Here is an 18357-nt window from a genome sequence, read left to right as displayed (position 1 = left end):
TTACTCCATCATCTTCTCAATAGGCAGCACCAGAATGGAACTGGCACCCAGTGCTTTCAGTTTTTCCATGGTTTCCCAGAACAGCGTTTCGCTGCTGACCATGTGCATCGCCACGCGGCTGACATCGCCTGCCAGCGGCAGCACGGTTGGACGTTCAGCACCAGGCAGCAGGCTGATTACCTCCTCCAGACGCTCGCTCGGCGCGTGCAGCATGATGTATTTCGATTCACGCGCTTTGATCACGCCCTGAATACGGGTCATCATCTTGTCGATCAGCTCCTGCTTGGCGGCGGGCATCTCGCCGTCGCGCTGAATCAGGACTGCTTTCGAACGGTAGATCACTTCCACTTCGCGCAGGCCGTTGGCTTCCAGCGTCGCACCGGTAGAAACCAGGTCGCAGATGGCGTCAGCCAGACCGGCGCGGGTCGCGACTTCCACAGATCCGTTCAGCATACAGGTTTTGAAGCTGACGCCTTTTTTGTCGAGGTACTGTTTCAGCAGGTGCGGGTAGGAGGTGGCGATGCGGGACTTATCCAGGCATTCCGGGCCGGTGTACTCGGCGTCGGTTGCCATGGCCAGTGACAGACGGCAACCGCCGAAGTCCAGACGGCGCAACGTAAAATAGCGGGGATCTTCACCCTGAGCACGGCGCGAGAGTAATTCTTCTTCCAGCACGTTCTCGCCAATGATGCCCAGGTCAACCACACCATCCATGACCAGACCAGGAATATCGTCATCGCGCACGCGCAGGATGTCGATAGGCATATTCTCCGCAAACGCAATCAGGCGCTGTTGCTGAAGGTTGATTTTAACGCCGCAGCGCGCCAGCAATTCGCGTGAATCATCACTTAAACGGCCGGATTTCTGCATAGCTATGCGTAAACGGGTGTTATCTAACATGGTTCCTGTCCTCATAATTCTGTCCTGAATCGATGGTTACGTCAGCCATAAAAAAACCCCCGGAAGACGATCTTCCGGGGTTCTCTTGCGTTCACACCACTGGAAGATCTTGAAAGTCTTCCAGCACCAATTGCCTGAAAGACTAGTCAGGATGATGGTGGTGATGATGGTTGAACTGAACGCGTGTCATAATAATCTCGTCGATGAATGAGTATTCATTTGTGGGGTTTAACCTAGCGAAGATGACTGCACTTGGCAACACTTTTTTAAACATGACGTTCGGAAAGCACTGAAACAGGTTGTTCCGGTTTGCAATCCAGGCGCAAACTACGGTGAAGTCAGGGTTGATGTTTCACGTCAGGAGTCAAAATGAAAAAGGTCGCGATTGTGGGGCTGGGCTGGTTGGGCATGCCGCTGGCCACGGCGTTAACAGCCCGGGGCTGGCAGGTTACCGGCAGTAAAACCACGCCAGATGGGGTGGATGCGGCGCGCCGCTGCGGCATCGAGGCATTTCAGCTGGAGCTGACGCCGGAACTGATTTGTGAAGCCGCAGATATCGAGCCGCTGTTTAATGCTGATGCGCTCGTCGTCACGCTGCCGGCCAGCCGGACCGCAGAAGGGGGTGAGGCCTATCTTCAGGCGGTACAGAACGTAGTTGATACGGCACTGGTCTATAAGGTGCCACGCATTATCTTCACCAGTTCCACTTCCGTCTATGGCAGCCGGTCCGGCCCTAAACGGGAGAACAGCCCACTGGATGCTGAAACAATCGCCGGAAAAACCCTGGTCAGACTGGAAAACTGGCTGCACGATCTGCCGGGCACCAGTGTGGATATTGTGCGCCTGGCTGGTCTGGTCGGGCCGAAGCGTCATCCCGGCCGGTTCCTGGCGGGTAAGCTGGATGTCGCTAACGGTTCGCAGGGCGTGAATCTGGTGCATCTGGATGATGTGGTGGAAGCGATTACGCTGCTGCTGCAGTCGCCGAAAGGGGGCCGGATCTACAATCTGTGCGCGCCTGAACATCCATCGCGCGACACCTTCTATCCGGCAGTCACGCGTCAGCTTGGCCTGCAGCCGCCGCAGTTTGCGCCCGAGGCGGTGAAAGAGAGCGGCAAGCTGATTGATGGCTCGCGCATCTGTAGTGAACTTGGGTTTGAGTATCGCTATGACGATCCGGTGAAAATGCCGCTGGAGTAGGGGGCATTCAACGAAATGTCAGATACTTTTAGTGCAAGTGGAAGGTGATTTCTGACTCGGGCGAAGTGATAAATATTCCGTCCGTACTTGCAATAATAAGTCAGACAGAGGCGGTCTGGTATTTCAAATCATGATTGATGATTAGTCTCTGCAGCCATCTCTTTGAGGAGCAGAAATCAATATGCTGTGTCAATGAGTAAAGCTCGGAGTGTTTTAACTTGTTTAAGATAAATAAAAGCTAAAAACCGGCCAGCAATTTCTGAGTTGATTCATGGTCTTATAAGTATGTTGAATAAAAAGAAAGCCCCACAGGGGCTTTCTTTTTTACAGGCAACGGGTAGGATCTGTACTTTTAGATACGCCGTTAATACAGTTCCCTGGTGCTGAGCCCAGTTTTACCACTATAACATTATTCACTTTGAAGATGGCATTCTTATTAGGCCATAATGGTGCTGAATTAATCTTATCTATTTCAGACTTTACTTCATCAAACGAAGCCGGAATAATTTTTGCGATAGCGGTTGCGTTCATAAAAGCTGAAATTCGTGCAGAGTTACCCGCATCCCAGTTAAGGAAAGAGCTTCCAAACATATCGTGGTTTGCAGGCTTATCCACCGAATTGACATTGAGTGCACCAAAAAAATAGACCCGGACAGGCCTGTCTGGAGGCATATCAATAAATCTGTAAATGTCGTTAGCAATAGATGATGATACGTTATAATCCTGATTATAGGACAAATAATCCGTATAAAAAAGTTTGCTGGATGAAGCAGTCCCGTACAATAATGCTATCAGAGGAATGGCCCACAATATCTTATTTTCAGCGTAGTGAGAAAAGATAATTATACCAGATACGGCAAAAGATACAGCGAGACAATTCATCGCCCTCGGAGGCAAAAATCCACCAATTATCACGTTCATCAGAAACGGCGATAATATCAAAACCAATGCGGACAGCAGGAACCACAGGCGGTGATTCAGTTTTCTGCTAAAAGTAATCAATAATAACAACAGGGATGTGGAATACATACCCAGACCGTATGGCGCATTAAAAGAAAAGTAATCGACTATAAACAATACTACAGACTTTAGGGTTTCATCAGCGGGTTGGTGAATCCAGCCAATCATATTAATAAAATAGGACTCTGAGCTTTTACCAAAGTGCCATTGAATGATTTTCGTTAATAATGAATAAGCGACGGCAGACAAGAATAAAACGAGAATTGGCTTTAAAATTACACTTTTAAACCTTACATCCTGATTTTTGATAATAACATGACAAACGTAAGCTGCTATTATTGAAACAGGAAGAAGAATGATCGATTGGTAGATGGAAACTGAAAAAGTTAACGCAATAACAGGTGATATCAAACTCAATAATACGCCTTTTTTTCGCAATATCAGGTAAGTCGAGACAGATGCTAAGAGTACCGCTGTAGCAAGAGTATCTGATTGGTTGGAAAATTCTAACTGATACGCAAACTGAGGCAGGGCAGAATAGAGAATAGAGAAGAAGACGGATTGTAACGTGTTCAGCTCTAGAGTTTTTGCGATAAAGGCAGCTGACAAGGCAAGGATGACCAGAGACAGCATTTCTGTATAAAAAGGAATAAACGGCTCAGGGAAAATCGTTGACTTGAGCAGCGCATGGCCCCAGCGCCCCATGCTGATCGTGTGGGCAATGTTGTTGCTAAACTCTTCATCTATAGAGAGAGTGAAGTGCGTGAGTTCAAAGTTATAGACAATGAACAGGACGAGTAGCGACGTTATAAAAGCTGTGAGAGATGCCTCTGTTTTGAGTGGGATCTTCTTAAGCATATTTAATTTCTCTGAGTAATTTTTCACTAGCCAATAAAAATCTGATTTATAATTTCTGAGATGTGAATCTTCTGCGCTAATGCTTTTTTCACTTCATTTTTTTAAATTGCTTTTGTGAGTTAGACCGATTCTCGCTTCAACAGCTGAAAAAAATTGAGTAGATTTGAAAGTGCTGGGTGCCATTATCAATCCCGAAAAGTAATTAATGAAAATAGTATCAACGGTTGAATTCATAGACTTAGGTCTAGTGAATGCCCCCGCAGGGGCACTTCTGTTAGTTTGAAAGCTTTACTAATATTTTCCCGTCAATTTCTTTGATGTAGCCATCTTGTGGCCATGAAGGCATTGTTTGTAATGCTTCTTTTTGAGCATTGCTGACGCTGTATTTACCAACTTGCAAAATATTAGCCAGGCCTGTATTTCTGATATAGTTACCAATTCTATCTGATTCGCCTCTTTCATAAAACGAAATGCCAAATTCATCTGCTCTCTCTGGTTTCCATGGGTTTTTTAAATTTATTTTACCAGAGAAGTACACAGGAGTTTCTTTGATCGCTGTTTCCGGGTATGTGCGATACATAGTATTAATGATTGAGGATGAAATCGAATATGTCTGATCTTCAGAAATCTTGTCAGAATAAAAAAGGATGTTTACATATGCACAGTTGGATAAGGCAATTGTGATGGCAATAAAATATTTGATAAAATCTTTCTTTATCGCTTGCATGCCAATTACCAAAATTGCGGCAAACACTAATGGAATCTGGCTTAATGTTCTTGCTGGCGTCCCTGCGCCTATCAAAATATTTAAGATAAAGGGTGACAGGATAGCGATGCAAGACAAAATGATTGATGGTAACAAGAAGCGAATATCTTTCTTCGCTGAACTTACTACGATTGCAACTATAGCGATTGCTGTTAGAAAATAAAGGTTAAAACCATACCAGGTAATAAGGTAGCATTGATATAGTATAAATTTGTAAACCCCGATGACGGCATCGAAAAAATCAATTTTCCCCCAAGCAATTAAGGCTGAAAAATAGCTCACATCATTAATATGATAATGGGATTTAAATAACTTTGAAATACAGAAATAGATCGCTACCGATATGATTGTTAAAAGTGATACAGAAAAAGAATCATATAACCATTTTTTGAGCGAACCATGGCAGTCTGCCATTTTTTTTAGGTGGAAAAGAGCGATAAGAGTAATGGGAAGGAAAACAAATGACTGATAAATAGATATAACCAGCACGTTAATTATAATGAATGTGATTTTGCTTTTATATGTACCGGATGAATAAACTATCAGGCTATAACAACATGCAAGTAGTGCTAATCCAACGGTTTCGGCCTGATTGCTAAACTGTAATTGGTACGCCATCTGTGGAAACGTTACAAAAAGCGCCGAAAATAGGAAGCTCTCTGTTCTGGATAACTGTAAATACTTAACAATAACGACAGAACAAATTGATAAGCATAATAGTGAAAATGCCAGAGAAAAAAATGGTATCCAGGGCTCATGGAAAACATATTTTTTTAAGACTGCATGACCCCATCGACCTAAATCAATGGTATGCAAATAGTTATCCATAACGTCGACGTCTATGGAAATAGTGTGATTTGATAACGAAAATCCATAGGCTATCAAGCAGAAAAATAATGACGATGCAAAAGTCAGTATTCGTGCATCATAATTTAAGTTTTCTTTAATCATCTCTTCTCTCTGATTTCAAAATAAATCAAAAACTTTTATTAATAAACATGAATCAGGTCTATTAACGTAAACTCAGGTCATAAGGCCTGCAAACACATTAGCCTTTTTAGAAAAAGCTGCGCAACACTATCGGATAATCAATATCAAAGGGATTGAAAATACCTTGTCGATTTTCCATCGTTTATCTGACACACATCAGCCCGACATCTATCTGTCAGCCTGATTTTTAACGATATATCGCGGCCTCTGCTTGGTCTCAATATAAATTCTGCCAATATACTCTCCCAGCACCCCAATCCCGATAAGCTGAATGCCGCCAAGGAACAGAATTGAAACCAAAATGGACGGATAACCCGCCACAGGATTACCCCAGATAATCTTATCTGCAATCATCCATACGCCGTATAAGAAAGAGAGACCGGCTACAAAGAAACCGATATACGTCCACATGCGCAAAGGAAATGTAGAGAAAGACGTTATGCCCTCAAGTGCCAGATTCCATAGCTTCCATCCGTTGAATTTTGTCGATCCAGCGACGCGCTCAGCACGAGTATATTCGACAACCTCTGTTTTGCCACCGACCCAGGAAAGAATGCCCTTCATGAACAGATTTCGTTCAGGCAGAAGCTTGATGTTATCAACAACATGTCGCGACATCAGCCGGAAATCGCCGACGTTTTCCTCTATCTGGGGCTTGCTGATCATATTATGCAGCTTATAGAACCACTCCGCACTTTTACGCTTCAGGTGGCTGTCAGATGAGCGGTCTACGCGCTTAGCCAGCACGACATCTGCACCTTCCTCCCATTTCGAAACCAGAAGGGGGATAACCTCAATGGGATCCTGCAGGTCTACATCGATAGGAATGACGACATCCCCGGTCGATGCTTCCAGACCAGCGAAAAGGGCAGGCTCTTTACCAAAGTTGCGCGTAAAGCAGACATATTTCACCAGCGCGTCATTCTGCATGATCGACTTAATCAGAAACTCGGTGTTGTCTGTGCTGCCATCGTTGATGAAAACAATCTCGATTTCATCATCTGCGAGTGGGGTGTAATTTCTTACAGTCTGATAGAAAACAGGAAGGGCTTCCTGCTCGTTCAGCACGGGAACAACAAGCGATATCTTCATTTCTTATCTCTGAAAATAATAAATTTGGAGTAGACAAAACCGCATACCAGACTGATTGCTGAGAAGACGACGAGGGTGATAATTGGATTCACCTTCATGCGATCGGCGTATGCACCAACCATGACAGCCACCATCCCCATGAAAACTACATACATGATGTATCGCGTAGTAGTGGCTTCAGAACCAAACGTCCATTTTGCGTTAGCAAAGAAAGAGAAGGTGACAGCAACACAGAACGCAATAAAGTTGGAGAGTGATTGCTGTAGCCCACTTGCGACACAGATAGCAAAGGTGGCCCAATGAATTAGCGTGTTAATGACACCAACTGACATGTATCTTGCAAAAAGTTTCAGCATGGCAAAATTCTGTAAAAAGTGAGGGGCAAATCCTGACACTTGCCAGCGTCAGGATCAAGAAATTGTTAGAGCGTTAAGTGAGTGACTCGGGGAAGCCCGTCAAGGCGGTCTATTGGATGAAAAGGGCCATACAGAGGCCTGCGATTTCTCATGATGTGGAGCAGGAGGTACAAGACGAGGCCGCTTTCAGCAAAAAAATTAGCGACCCTTAGTGTTCTTATGAAAATCCCGTGGCATTGGTGCCCTGAAACAGATGAAGAGTTACGAGTTAAGCATCAGCCGCCTCAGAACGTTGCAGTAGAGGTTGATGAGTTTATCCCTTAAAACTTATCAACCTGATTATCGCCAGAAATCGATAAAGTCCACACTTCTGACAACCAGAGCGTCTTGCCGAGCGGCACGATTAGATAATCTTAAACCCCCAGCCGATCCCGCAACGCATACCACACTGCGCCCATCGCAGTCAGCGGCACGCTGAAGCGTCGGCCGCCGGGAAACGGCAGATGGGGCAGGCGGGCGAAGGCATTAAACCGCTCAGCATTGCCACGCAGCAGTTCGCTGATCAGCCGGCCGGAAAGATGGGTGCTGGTCACACCGTGACCGCTGTCGCCCTGCATAAAATAGACATTTTTTTCCAGCTGGCCAAACTGTGGCATGCGCGAGAGCGTGAGCAGGAAATTGCCGCTCCAGCCAAAGTCCAGCTTCACGTTCTGCAACTGGGGGAAAGTACGGCGCAGTTTGGGCCGAATCAGGGCTTCAATGTCAGCAGGTTCGCGTGCGCCATAAACGACACCGCCGCCATACAGCAGGCGGTTATCCGCAGTCAGACGGAAATAGTCCAGCAGGTAGTTACAATCTTCAACGCAGTAGTTGTTCGGCAGCAGTGACAGGGCCTGATCGGGCGACAGTGGCTCAGTTGCAACAATCTGCGAGCCACACGGCATACTTTTTCGGCTCAGTCGCGGTTCCAGCTGCGGAGCCAGATAGGCGTTACCCGCAAAGATCACGAAAGTGGCACTGACCTCACCCTGGGCCGTTTTCACCCGGTTAGGTGAGCCATAAACGACCTTTGTTGCGGCAGACTGTTCATAGATGCGCCCGCCATGCCGGCGAATTGCCTCGGCTTCACCCAGCGCCAGATTCAGCGGATGCAGATGGCCGCCGCGCCTGTCCAGCAACCCCCCCGCGTAACGCTCGGTGGCGATTTCCCGGCGAATGGCGCGCTCATCCAGCAGTTCCAGGTCGTGGTTGCCATACTGCTGCCACAATGTTTTCTGCTTTTCCAGGTGCGCCATCTGACGCGCATTCAGGGCCGCAAAGATGCCACCAGGCCGGTAATCACAGGCGATCGCGTAACGATCGATGCGATCGCGGATGATCGCTGCCCCTTCGAACATCATATTGCCCAGCATCCGGGCGCTCTCTTTTCCGTAGCGCTGCTCAATCACATCCACATCGCGGCTGTAGGAGTTCACCACCTGACCGCCGTTTCGTCCGCTGGCACCGAAGCCGACCCGCGCCGCCTCCAGTACCACCACATCGTAACCCACCTCGGTCAGATGAAGTGCCGCCGACAGGCCGGTAAAACCGCCGCCGATAATGCAGACGTCACACTGAATGCTCTCCTGTAATGTCGGCCAGGGCGCATGGGGATTGGCGGTCGCTGCGTAATAACTCTCCACGTAATTCATAACAACCTCCAGGAAGCGCCTAAAAATTGGCTGGCGTATGGGCACTGACAATGCGGCAGGGAATTTCAGCCCGATTAGTAAAGCTGTGTGGCAGACCGGTATCGATGACGTAGCTCTCTCCGGCAATGAGATGAAACGACTGGCCATTAATCACCAGCGTGATTTCGCCTTCCAGCAGTGTGCCGGTCTCTTCACCCGGATGGCGCAGTTTTTCGCCCGTGCTGGCGCCGGGCTGATAGGTTTCCAGCAGCATGCCCAGCGTGCGCTGCGTTTTACCGTTGTCGATCAGCTTAAGCGAAACACCCTGGCTGCCAATCTCCAGCAACTCGCCGGGGCGGACAATCACCCTGGGCGCAGCGTCCGGTTTCGGTTCGGAAAAGAACTCTGACAGCGACAGCCCATAAACTTTCAGCAGTTTCTGCAGCGTGCTGACGGCCGGGCTGACCTTATCCTGTTCGATAGTGCTGATGGCGCTGTGGGTCAGTCCGGCCATTTCCGCCACACGTCGCTGCGACAGGCCCAGCGTCTGCCGGATCTGTGCCAGTCGGCGTCCCGGTGCCAGTGTGGCGTCACTCATCCTCTTTTCCTCTGTGATAGTGAAGGGCTGCCTGAATAAAACCGCTGAACAGCGCCTGCGATCCCGCCGTCTGTTCCGGCTGCCATTCGGGATGCCACTGCACCGCCAGGGCAAAAGGGTGATGGCGCAGGCTCACTGCCTCAATCAGCCCATCCGGCGCGCGCGCTTCAACGCGCAGTTGCGGACCCGGCTCGCGGATACCCTGATGGTGGAGTGAGTTAACCTGCAGCGGCGGGTGGCTGTCCAGCAGGGTCGCCAGCAGGCCGTCCGGCTCGATGGTGACAGTGTGCGCAGGCGCATACTGTTCATTAAGAGACTGCGTCTCATCTTCGTGATGCCCCTGCAGGCCCGGCTGTTCATCAAGATCCCGCCAGAGCGCGCCGCCGTTCGCTACCACCAGCTCCTGCATGCCGCGGCAGATTCCGAACATCGGCATTTTATGGCTGGTGGCCCAGGTAATGAGCTGGAAGGCGAGACGGTCGCGGCCGGGATCGGCGTGCGGCTCCTCGCCCGCCTCGCCATAATGCCAGGGCTCGATATTGCTGGGACTGCCGGTCAGCAGCAGACCATCCAGCACAGCCATAGCGTTTTCTGATAGATGGGGCGCTGCGAGCAGGCTGTGAGGCAAAGCGAGAGGGACGCCGCCTGCCTGGACAAGCGCATCGATATATTTGTTGTGAACCGTCTGAGTGGCATGGCCGCCCAGATCTTTCTGGCACATCACTACACCAATCAACGGCTTGTCAAAAATAATGCCCATCTCACGTCCTCGCATCGCTGTTCGAAATATCTACCGATAGGGCACGTCTGGCGGTTAAGTGTGCAATATTTTTTCAATCTAGCAATCCACTGTTTGTTCTTCAAACAGATTTGTTACATTTGCACACTTTTTATGTTGGCGCTATGTTAGTGTTGTGGCCGTTATTTTGAGCATTACGCAAACCTTACAGGGGCGGGTGAGATCATGACTAACCTGGTAGAAGTGGAAGACTTCACGCTGCATAGTGAAGAGAAACGAACCAGCGCGTTCCAGCTTGAGGTGAAAACCTGGCTGGAGCGCCATCCTGACACACAGTATGTCGATATCCTGTTAAATGATTTAAATGGTGTGTTCCGCGGCAAGCGCATTCCGGTCTCTGCGCTGCCTAAGCTGGAAAAAGGGTGTTATTTCCCTGCTTCGGTGTTTGCGATGGATATCCTTGGCAACACGGTAGAAGAAGCGGGACTCGGCCAGTCACTGGGCGAACCTGATAATCTCTGCCTGCCCGTTTCCGGTACCTTAGTTCCCTCCGCGTCTGACCCTCAGCATATTGCCCAGCTGCTGCTGACTATGTGTAACCAAGATGGCACTCCCTTTGACGTTGAACCCCGAAATGTCCTTAACCGGCTGTGGCAACAGCTGCGTAACCGCGGGCTGTTTCCGGTGGTAGCGGTAGAGCTGGAGTTCTATCTGGTGGACAAAAAGCGCGATGCGGAAGGCTTCATTCAGCCGCCGTGCTCGCCGGGCAGCGACGAACGCAATATGCAGAGTCAGGTCTACTCAGTTGATAACCTCGATCACTTTGCTGATGTCCTGCGCGATATCGACGATCTGGCACGCCTGCAGGGGATTCCGGCCGACGGCGCGCTGGCGGAGGCTTCGCCCGGACAATTTGAGATCAACCTGCATCACACCCGCGACGTTCTGCGCGCCTGTGATCACGCGATTCAGCTCAAGCGACTGATTCGTCAGGTGGCGGAGAATCACGGCATGACCGCCACCTTTATGGCGAAGCCTTATGAGGAGTATGCGGGCAGCGGGATGCATGTGCATATCAGCATGCTGGACGCGGCTGACCACAACGCCTTCGCCTGCGACGACGGCAGTGATTCCCCGCTGATGAAGCGTGCGCTGGCTGGCATGATCGATCTGATGCCCGCTTCAATGGCACTGCTGGCACCCAACGTCAACGCGTACCGGCGCTTTGTGCCCGACGCCTATGTGCCGTTACAGGCGTCGTGGGGCCACAACAACCGGACTGTGGCGCTGCGGGTTCCCTGTGGGGATATTGACAATCATCGTATTGAATACCGGGTTGCGGGGGCGGATGCAAACCCTTATCTGGTGGTGTCGGCCATTCTGGCCGGGATGCTGCACGGCCTGGACACCCAGTTGCCGCTGCCGCATCCGGTCACCGGCAACGGTCATCAGGCCGAAGGGCTGGCGCTGCCGATCCGTCAGAGCGATGCCCTATATGAGTTCGACAGCAGCTATCCGCTGCAGAAGCTGCTGGGCGAACGCTTTGCCAGCGTCTGGCACAGTTGTAAGAACTATGAACTGATGCAGTTTGAGCGGCTGGTGACCGCGACGGAAATCGACTGGATGCTGAAAAACGCCTGATGCCCCTTTTATGTGCAAACTGGCGTAATTTTTTTGCATAAGATGCCCCGACGGCTTGAATTCCTGCTGCGGGTTAGGGCAGAATACGCGGCCTGCAAAATCAGATGATAACCGTCGCTCTTAGCGCCGGTTATTTTTTTTGCATCCAGTTTTAACAGAGCGTTTTTGCTGACTTAACCGAGGCCGGGCACGCACCCGGATAGATAAACACTGAAAACACGCATACGCGTGAGATTGAGGATTACAAAGATGGGGATGTTTTACACTCTGCCAGCGAATGCTGGTACGCGTTTTCGTGATGACTACGGCGCCGTGTCCACTACCAGCCTGACTCCCTGTCGCTTAATGCGCAGTTGCCCTGTGACCCAACCCAGCCAGGTTGTCGCACATGGGGGACTGAAGCATGTCGCTTAATACCTCCGCCGCACCACAGCGTGCGCAGCTCAAAAAAACACTTACGTTACTTCCGGTCGTCATGATGGGCTTAGCCTATATGCAGCCTATGACCCTGTTCGATACCTTTGGCATCGTTTCCGGGCTGACCGATGGTCACGTCGCCACCGCCTATGCTTTCGCGCTGATTGCGATACTGTTCACTGCTGTGAGTTACGGTAAGCTGGTACGCCGCTTCCCCTCTGCGGGCTCCGCTTATACCTATGCTCAGAAGGCAATCAGTCCGCACGTCGGCTTTATGGTTGGCTGGTCATCGCTGCTGGACTACCTGTTCATGCCGATGATCAACATCCTGCTGGCGAAAAACTATTTCGAATCACTGGTGCCGGGTATCCCGTCGTGGATTTTTGTGGTGCTGCTGGTCGGCTTTATGACGCTCTCTAACCTCAAGGGCATCAAAACCGTCGCCAACTTTAACAGCGTGATTGTGGTGCTGCAGGTCGTCGTCATGGTCGGGATCACCGGCATGGTGATCTACGGTGTGGCAAGCGGCGTCGGTGCCGGCACGCTGGTGAGCAGCCGTCCGTTCTGGTCTGAGAATGCGCATGTGGTGCCGATGATTACCGGTGCGACAATACTCTGCTTCTCGTTCCTCGGCTTTGATGGCATCAGCTCACTGTCGGAAGAGACAAAAGATGCAGAACGCACCATTCCACGCGCTATTTTCCTGACGGCGCTGATTGGCGGTGTGATCTTTATCGCGGCATCCTATTTCCTGCAGCTTTATTTCCCGGACATCACACGTTTCCAGGACCCGGACTCTTCACAGCCTGAAATCATGCTGTTTGTAGCCGGAAAAGCGCTGCAGGTCGGTATCCTGATCTTCTCGGTGGTCACGGTGCTGGCATCCGGTATGGCGGCGCATGCGGGCGTGTCACGCCTGATGTATGTGATGGGACGTGATGGCGTATTCCCGGAGCGTTTCTTCGGTTATATCCATCCCAAATGGCGTACCCCGTCGCTGAACGTTCTGCTGGTGGGCGCGATTGCGCTGATGGCGATTAATTTCGACCTGGTGACTGCTACTGCGCTGATTAACTTCGGTGCGCTGGTCGCGTTTACCTTTGTTAACCTGTCAGTTATCGCGCAGTTCTGGATACGTGAGAAGCGTAACCGTACGCTGAAAGACCATGTTCAGTATCTGCTGCTGCCTCTGCTGGGCGCACTGACCGTTGGGGCGCTGTGGGTGAATCTGGAAGAGAGTTCAATGGTGCTGGGCCTGATCTGGGCCGCCATTGGTATTCTCTACCTGGCATTCGTGACCCGCAGCTTCCGTAATCCGGTGCCGCAGTTCAGCGAAGAAGTCTGATTGCGTTAAGGTTGCCGCCTTCCTGATGCCGGGAAGGCGGCGACAGCCTCACAGCCGCACCGGCTTCCCGTCTCTTGTTACTCCTGCCACAAACCTAACCCGCCAGCATCAGTTCCCAGCTTCCCGCGCTCAACTGCGCCAGCGCTGCTTCGCCCAGTTTTTTGTCGGTCACTACCTGATCAAACGTTTCCAGCGGCAATGCCAGAAATGTCGCAATCCTGTTGTACTTCGAGCTGTCACTCAGCAGGACTCGCTTGCTGCTTACGTCACAGACAGCCTGCTTGACCATCACTTTATCTTCATCCGGCGTAAACAGGCCGCGCGGCCCCCAGCAGGAGGCGGAGATAAACGCAATATCGATGGCCAGATGCCGCAGACTGCGCGCCGCCGACTCCCCGACACAGGAGCGGTTTTCGCGACACACGGTGCCGCCCGTGTGGATCACCCGGCACTGACTCGCCTCCATCAGCAGATTTGCCACCATAAAGTCGTTGGTCACCACCAGCAGATCATCGCGATCCACCAGCTCCCTCGCCAGGGCGAGGGTGGTGGTGCCGGCATCCAGATAAATGCAGCTGTTACGGGGAATATGCCGTGCGGCGGTCCGGCCAATCGCACGTTTCTCATCGTTGAACAGGGCGCTCTTCGTCAGATGCGAGGGTTCAGCCGCCAGGCGATCGGCAGAGCGTACGCCGCCCGACACCGACAGCACGGCGCCCTGTTCCTCCAGCTTCTGCACATCGCGGCGGATGGTCATGTGTGACACTCCCAGCCGCTCCGTAAGTTCAGCAATACTGACTACGCCGCGATCGGCCACCAGCGCAAGAATCTGTTGATGACGTTCAACCGGAATCATATCTGCTCCCTGACAATTACCATTTTTTCACATTGTAAGGGATCTGCTGCTTAACCAGAACAGAAAATAGCAGCCGCCGTCCGGCTCCGCGTCGCAGAGAGGCAGGCAGGCCAGCCATAGTGCGCCAGAGCGGGCGATGTTAAAAATTGTTCCGCTTCACATCGATGATGTTTTTTTGTGAGGCGAGACACGTTTTTACCGGCAGGAAGCTGGCAGGATTAACAGTAACAAACAAATAATCACTTAATTTAACAGTGGGGGCTGACATGCCAGCTGAAAATATCTGTGTTATCGGGTTGGGCTCTATGGGCATGGGAGCCGCGCAATCCTGTCTGCGCGCCGGGCTGAATACCTGGGGCGTGGATCTTAATCCTGCTGCGCTGGAAACCCTGCGCCAGGCCGGTGCGCGCGACGCGCAATCCTCGGCATCCGCGTTTGCTGACCAGCTCGACGCCGTTTTGCTGCTGGTTGTCAACGCGCAGCAGGTCAACGCGATCCTGTTCGGCGAGGATGGTCTGGCGGCAAAACTGCGTCCTGGCACGGTGGTAATGGTTTCCTCCACGCTCTCCGCCCGGGATGCGCAGCAGATCGAACAGCAGCTGACGCACTATCAGTTGCTGATGCTGGATGCACCGGTGTCGGGCGGCGCGGCCAAAGCCGCCAGCGGAGAGATGACGGTGATGGCCTCCGGCAGTGAGGCCGCTTTTGCAAAACTACAGCGCGTGCTGGAGGCGGTGGCGGCCAGAGTTTACTGCGTCGGCAGTGAGATCGGCCTTGGCTCGACAGTGAAAATCATTCATCAGCTGCTGGCGGGCGTCCATATCGCCGTCGGCGCAGAAGCGATGGCGCTGGCCGCCCGCGCCGGTATCCCGCTGGAAACCATGTATGAGGTGGTGACTCATGCGGCGGGCAATTCGTGGATGTTCGAAAACCGCATGAAGCACGTCGTCGATGGCGACTACAGCCCGAAATCGGCCGTCGATATCTTTGTGAAAGATCTGAACCTGGTCGCCGATACCGCAAAGTCGCTGCACTTCCCGCTGCCGCTGGCCTCTGTCGCGCTCAACATGTTTACCGAAGCCAGCAACGCTGGCTACGGGCGCGAAGATGACAGCGCGGTCATTAAAATCTTTAGCGGTATCACGCTGCCGCAGGCCTGGGAGAAAAAGTGATGCGTCTTGGTGTGATAGCAGACGATTTTACCGGAGCAACGGATATCGCCAGTTTTCTGGTGCAGAACGGTCTCAGCACGATTCAGTTTAACGGCATCCCCGGTGGGGAAACGATCACGGAAGCGCAGGCAATTGTGGTCAGCCTGAAGAGCCGCTCCTGCCCGCCGGAACAGGCTGTTGAACAGTCGCTGGCCGCGCTGGCGTGGCTGCAGCAGCAGGGCTGCCAGCGTTTCTACTTTAAATATTGCTCGACCTTCGACAGCACCGCGCAGGGCAATATTGGTCCGGTGACCGACGCGCTGTTAAAGGCCCTGGGTGAGACGCAGACGGTGATCTGCCCGGCGCTGCCGGTGAACGGACGCACTGTCTATCAGGGCTATCTGTTCGTCGGCGACCAGCTGCTGTCCGAGTCGGGGATGCGGGACCATCCGGTGACGCCGATGCATGACAGCAACCTGCTGCGCGTGATGAGTGCCCAGGCCAGCGGCAACGCGGGTCTGATTGCAGCATCGCAGGTTGACCGGGGTGCCGCCGCAGTTCGTGAGGCGCTGGAACAGCTCGCGGAGCAGGGTGTCAATTACGTGGTCACGGACGCGCTGCATCAGGATCATCTGCTGACGCTGGGTGAGGCCGTACGGGATCTGCGGCTGGTGACCGGCGGCTCCGGGCTGGCGATCGGTCTGGCGCGGCAGTGGGCGGGCGCACAAACGAATGCCGGCGCTGAACAGGCGGGCCGTCCGCAGGGCGAGCGCGCCGTGGTGCTGTCTGGCTCCTGCTCTCAGATGACCAACCGTCAGGTCGCCGCTTATCGCCAGCTGGCACCAGCCTGTGAAGTGGAGGTTGCGCCCTGCCTGGAGGATACAGAGGGTTATGCCCGCCAGCTGTGCGACTGGGTGGAGGCTAACCATCATCAGACGCTGGCACCGCTGCTGTTTGCCACCGCGGATGCGCAGCAGTTGCAGGCCATCCAGCAGCGCTATGGCGCCGCGCGCAGCAGCGAGGCAGTCGAACAGCTGTTTGCCGCCGTTACTCGTGAGCTGAAACAGCGGGGCTGGCAGCGCTTTATCGTGGCGGGCGGTGAAACCTCCGGCGTGGTGGCGCAGAGTCTGGGCGTGACGGCCTTCCACATCGGCCCGACGATCTCTCCCGGTGTACCCTGGGTTCGCGATATTCATCAGCCGCTCTCACTGGCGCTGAAATCGGGCAATTTTGGCGACGAAGATTTCTTCCGCCGGGCGCAAACGGAGTTTACTTATGTCTGAATCAATCTCTTCCGCTGAGCAGCAGGCGCGCGACGAGATGGTGCGTCTGGGTGCCTCTTTCTTTCAGCGCGGCTACGCCACCGGCTCGGCGGGCAATCTGTCGATGTTGCTGGAGGATGGCAATCTGCTGGCGACGCCGACCGGCTCCTGTCTGGGAGAACTGCAGGGCGACCGTCTGTCGAAGGTGACGCCTCAGGGGGCGTGGCTTTCCGGTGATAAGCCCTCCAAAGAGATCGCGTTTCACCGCGCGCTCTATCTGAACAATCCCGACTGCCGGGCAGTGGTGCATCTGCACAGCCATTACCTGACGGCGCTCTCCTGCCTGGAGGGTCTGGACACCACAAACTGCATTCGTCCCTTCACCCCCTATGTGGTAATGCGGGTCGGTGACGTCCCCGTGGTGCCTTACTACAAGCCGGGCGATGAACGACTGGCTGAGGATCTGGCCGCGCTGGCGCCGCACTACCGCGCCTTTTTGCTGGCGAATCATGGTCCGGTGGTCGTAGGGAAATCCCTGCGGGAAGCGGCCGACAATACGGAAGAGCTGGAAGAGACGGCCCGTCTGATTTTCACCCTGGGTGACCGTTCGATCCGTTATCTCAACGAAGCCGAAGTGGCTGAGTTAAGGAGCCGATAATGCCAAAGTTTGCTGCTAACCTCTCAACGCAGTTCACCGAGCTGCCCTTTGCTGAACGCTTTGCGGCGGCGGCGGAAGCCGGATTTACGGCGGTCGAGTTCCTGTTTCCCTACGACTATCCCGCCACGCAGATCAAAGCGTGGCTGGATGAAAACCAGCTGCAACTGGTGCTGTTCAATACCGCACCCGGTAACGTCGCGGCGGGAGAGTGGGGCGTGTCGGCCATCCCCGGACGGGAAACGGAAGCCAGAGCGGATATCGATCGCGCCCTGAGCTACGCGCTGGCGCTGAACTGCCCGCAGGTGCACATCATGGCGGCGACGGTGCCGCCCGGTGCCGACCGTCAGCGTTACGTTGACACTTTTATCGCCAACATGCGCTATGCAGCGGAACGCTTTGCGCCGCACGGCATCCATCTGCTGATCGAGGCGCTTAATCCGGTCACCAAACCTGGCTATCTCTACGCCAGCCAGTATCAGACGCTGGAGATGGTCGATCAGATCGACCGGCCCAACGTCTTCACCCAGCTCGATTTGTTCCATGCACAGCGGGTGGATGGCAACCTCAGCCACCTGATCCGCCACTATGCCGGACGCTATCGCCACGTGCAGATCGCCTCTGCTCCGGATCGCCATGAGCCGGATGAGGGAGAAGTTAACTATCCCTGGCTCTTTGCGCTGCTGGATGAGGTCGGCTACACCGGCTGGGTAGGCTGCGAATATTTTCCGCGCACGACGACCACGGCAGGCCTGGGCTGGTTTGCCCCCTGGCGCACACGCCACTGATCATCCGCAGCAACTCATCCCATCTGGCCGCCAGACGGGGTGAGTCGCTGCAGCTTAATAACACCAGTGCTGAATTAAAAAACATAACGTACTGAAAATTATAATTAATCAGAGGT

The 18357-nt window shown here is 52.9% G+C and carries 17 protein-coding genes and 1 other annotated feature; of the genes, 7 read left to right on the top strand and 10 right to left on the bottom strand.

What is annotated here, in order from left to right:
- Together hisG and hisL are read right to left on the bottom strand one after the other, a co-directional pair.
- Positions 1-900, bottom strand: a complete 900-nt coding sequence (hisG, locus tag ACLHDD_RS08895; protein WP_061062857.1) for an ATP phosphoribosyltransferase — start codon at positions 898-900, stop codon at positions 1-3.
- A gap of 47 nt (positions 901-947) precedes the next feature.
- Positions 948-1067: a sequence feature (His leader region), on the bottom strand.
- Positions 1043-1090, bottom strand: a complete 48-nt coding sequence (hisL, locus tag ACLHDD_RS08890) for a his operon leader peptide (protein WP_100396937.1) — start codon at positions 1088-1090, stop codon at positions 1043-1045. It overlaps the preceding feature by 25 nt.
- A gap of 179 nt (positions 1091-1269) precedes the next feature.
- Here hisL and ACLHDD_RS08885 point away from each other — a divergent pair, with 179 nt between their 5' ends.
- The gene (locus ACLHDD_RS08885; RefSeq protein WP_427103815.1) at positions 1270-2097 is read left to right on the top strand and encodes an SDR family oxidoreductase; all 828 of its coding nucleotides are present in this window, start codon (positions 1270-1272) and stop codon (positions 2095-2097) included.
- A 324-nt stretch (positions 2098-2421) separates the two neighbouring features.
- Here the strand turns inward: ACLHDD_RS08885 and ACLHDD_RS08880 are convergent, their stop codons facing one another.
- From ACLHDD_RS08880 to puuD, 7 genes are all read right to left on the bottom strand, one after another.
- A complete protein-coding gene (locus tag ACLHDD_RS08880) occupies positions 2422-3915 on the bottom strand; it encodes a glucosyltransferase domain-containing protein (RefSeq protein ID WP_427103814.1) in 1494 nt (497 codons plus the stop codon).
- 274 nt (positions 3916-4189) lie between these two features.
- Complete coding sequence (locus ACLHDD_RS08875) at positions 4190-5632, bottom strand: glucosyltransferase domain-containing protein (protein WP_427103813.1); 1443 nt, start codon at positions 5630-5632, stop codon at positions 4190-4192.
- A gap of 207 nt (positions 5633-5839) precedes the next feature.
- Positions 5840-6763: a glycosyltransferase family 2 protein gene (locus ACLHDD_RS08870; RefSeq protein WP_427103812.1), complete on the bottom strand. Its 924-nt coding sequence runs from the start codon at positions 6761-6763 to the stop codon at positions 5840-5842.
- Complete coding sequence (locus ACLHDD_RS08865; RefSeq protein WP_427103811.1) at positions 6760-7119, bottom strand: GtrA family protein; 360 nt, start codon at positions 7117-7119, stop codon at positions 6760-6762. Before ACLHDD_RS08865 ends, ACLHDD_RS08870 begins: the two co-directional genes overlap by 4 nt.
- 413 nt (positions 7120-7532) lie before the next feature.
- Positions 7533-8810, bottom strand: coding sequence for an NAD(P)/FAD-dependent oxidoreductase (locus tag ACLHDD_RS08860; protein WP_427103810.1), 1278 nt, complete (start codon positions 8808-8810; stop codon positions 7533-7535).
- A gap of 19 nt (positions 8811-8829) precedes the next feature.
- Positions 8830-9387 (bottom strand): HTH-type transcriptional regulator PuuR, encoded by a 558-nt coding sequence (puuR, locus tag ACLHDD_RS08855; protein ID WP_427103809.1) that lies wholly within the window; start codon positions 9385-9387, stop codon positions 8830-8832.
- Positions 9380-10147: a gamma-glutamyl-gamma-aminobutyrate hydrolase gene (gene puuD / locus ACLHDD_RS08850; protein ID WP_427103808.1), complete on the bottom strand. Its 768-nt coding sequence runs from the start codon at positions 10145-10147 to the stop codon at positions 9380-9382. The genes puuR and puuD overlap by 8 nt, the downstream gene beginning before the upstream one ends.
- 204 nt (positions 10148-10351) lie before the next feature.
- Here puuD and ACLHDD_RS08845 point away from each other — a divergent pair, with 204 nt between their 5' ends.
- Positions 10352-11767 carry a glutamine synthetase family protein gene (locus tag ACLHDD_RS08845; RefSeq protein ID WP_427103807.1) on the top strand — a complete coding sequence of 472 codons (1416 nt, stop codon included), beginning with the start codon at positions 10352-10354 and terminating at the stop codon, positions 11765-11767.
- A gap of 403 nt (positions 11768-12170) precedes the next feature.
- On the top strand, positions 12171-13529 hold the full coding sequence (locus ACLHDD_RS08840) for an APC family permease (RefSeq protein ID WP_427103806.1): 1359 nt from the start codon (positions 12171-12173) through the stop codon (positions 13527-13529).
- Positions 13530-13623: 94 nt separating this feature from the next.
- On the opposite strand, the gene ygbI is transcribed toward ACLHDD_RS08840, so the two are convergent.
- Complete coding sequence (gene ygbI, locus ACLHDD_RS08835; protein WP_427103805.1) at positions 13624-14385, bottom strand: DNA-binding transcriptional repressor YgbI; 762 nt, start codon at positions 14383-14385, stop codon at positions 13624-13626.
- Between the two features lie 266 nt (positions 14386-14651).
- Here ygbI and ltnD point away from each other — a divergent pair, with 266 nt between their 5' ends.
- From ltnD to ACLHDD_RS08815, 4 genes are read left to right on the top strand one after another with little or no spacing between them, the layout of a single operon-like run.
- Entirely contained in the window at positions 14652-15557 is a 906-nt protein-coding gene (gene ltnD, locus ACLHDD_RS08830) for an L-threonate dehydrogenase (RefSeq protein ID WP_427103804.1), read from the top strand.
- Positions 15557-16819, top strand: coding sequence for a 3-oxo-tetronate kinase (gene otnK / locus ACLHDD_RS08825; RefSeq protein ID WP_427105191.1), 1263 nt, complete (start codon positions 15557-15559; stop codon positions 16817-16819). The genes ltnD and otnK overlap by 1 nt, the downstream gene beginning before the upstream one ends.
- Positions 16812-17456, top strand: a complete 645-nt coding sequence (locus ACLHDD_RS08820) for an aldolase (RefSeq protein ID WP_427103803.1) — start codon at positions 16812-16814, stop codon at positions 17454-17456. Before otnK ends, ACLHDD_RS08820 begins: the two co-directional genes overlap by 8 nt.
- Complete coding sequence (locus ACLHDD_RS08815; RefSeq protein ID WP_427103802.1) at positions 17456-18241, top strand: HPr family phosphocarrier protein; 786 nt, start codon at positions 17456-17458, stop codon at positions 18239-18241. Before ACLHDD_RS08820 ends, ACLHDD_RS08815 begins: the two co-directional genes overlap by 1 nt.
- The last annotated feature ends 116 nt before the right edge of the window (positions 18242-18357 follow it).

Origin of the sequence: Pantoea sp. NSTU24 (assembly GCF_050157905.1) — a bacterium.
Classification (GTDB): Bacteria; Pseudomonadota; Gammaproteobacteria; order Enterobacterales; family Enterobacteriaceae; genus Pantoea.
This window is presented reverse-complemented; position numbering and strand designations above follow the sequence as displayed.

Excerpts from the sequence above, each read along its gene's own strand:
- ACLHDD_RS08815 (WP_427103802.1), top strand. The coding sequence starts at position 17,456 with ATGCCAAAGTTTGCTGCTAACCTCTCAACGCAGTTCACCGAGCTGCCC.
- ltnD (WP_427103804.1), top strand. The coding sequence starts at position 14,652 with ATGCCAGCTGAAAATATCTGTGTTATCGGGTTGGGCTCTATGGGCATG.
- ACLHDD_RS08880 (WP_427103814.1), bottom strand. The coding sequence starts at position 3,915 with ATGCTTAAGAAGATCCCACTCAAAACAGAGGCATCTCTCACAGCTTTT.
- ACLHDD_RS08860 (WP_427103810.1), bottom strand. The coding sequence starts at position 8,810 with ATGAATTACGTGGAGAGTTATTACGCAGCGACCGCCAATCCCCATGCG.
- puuR (WP_427103809.1), bottom strand. The coding sequence starts at position 9,387 with ATGAGTGACGCCACACTGGCACCGGGACGCCGACTGGCACAGATCCGG.
- ACLHDD_RS08845 (WP_427103807.1), top strand. The coding sequence starts at position 10,352 with ATGACTAACCTGGTAGAAGTGGAAGACTTCACGCTGCATAGTGAAGAG.
- ACLHDD_RS08820 (WP_427103803.1), top strand. The coding sequence starts at position 16,812 with ATGTCTGAATCAATCTCTTCCGCTGAGCAGCAGGCGCGCGACGAGATG.
- ygbI (WP_427103805.1), bottom strand. The coding sequence starts at position 14,385 with ATGATTCCGGTTGAACGTCATCAACAGATTCTTGCGCTGGTGGCCGAT.
- ACLHDD_RS08840 (WP_427103806.1), top strand. The coding sequence starts at position 12,171 with ATGTCGCTTAATACCTCCGCCGCACCACAGCGTGCGCAGCTCAAAAAA.
- puuD (WP_427103808.1), bottom strand. The coding sequence starts at position 10,147 with ATGGGCATTATTTTTGACAAGCCGTTGATTGGTGTAGTGATGTGCCAG.
- hisG (WP_061062857.1), bottom strand. The coding sequence starts at position 900 with ATGTTAGATAACACCCGTTTACGCATAGCTATGCAGAAATCCGGCCGT.
- ACLHDD_RS08885 (WP_427103815.1), top strand. The coding sequence starts at position 1,270 with ATGAAAAAGGTCGCGATTGTGGGGCTGGGCTGGTTGGGCATGCCGCTG.
- ACLHDD_RS08865 (WP_427103811.1), bottom strand. The coding sequence starts at position 7,119 with ATGCTGAAACTTTTTGCAAGATACATGTCAGTTGGTGTCATTAACACG.
- ACLHDD_RS08875 (WP_427103813.1), bottom strand. The coding sequence starts at position 5,632 with ATGATTAAAGAAAACTTAAATTATGATGCACGAATACTGACTTTTGCA.
- ACLHDD_RS08870 (WP_427103812.1), bottom strand. The coding sequence starts at position 6,763 with ATGAAGATATCGCTTGTTGTTCCCGTGCTGAACGAGCAGGAAGCCCTT.
- otnK (WP_427105191.1), top strand. The coding sequence starts at position 15,557 with ATGCGTCTTGGTGTGATAGCAGACGATTTTACCGGAGCAACGGATATC.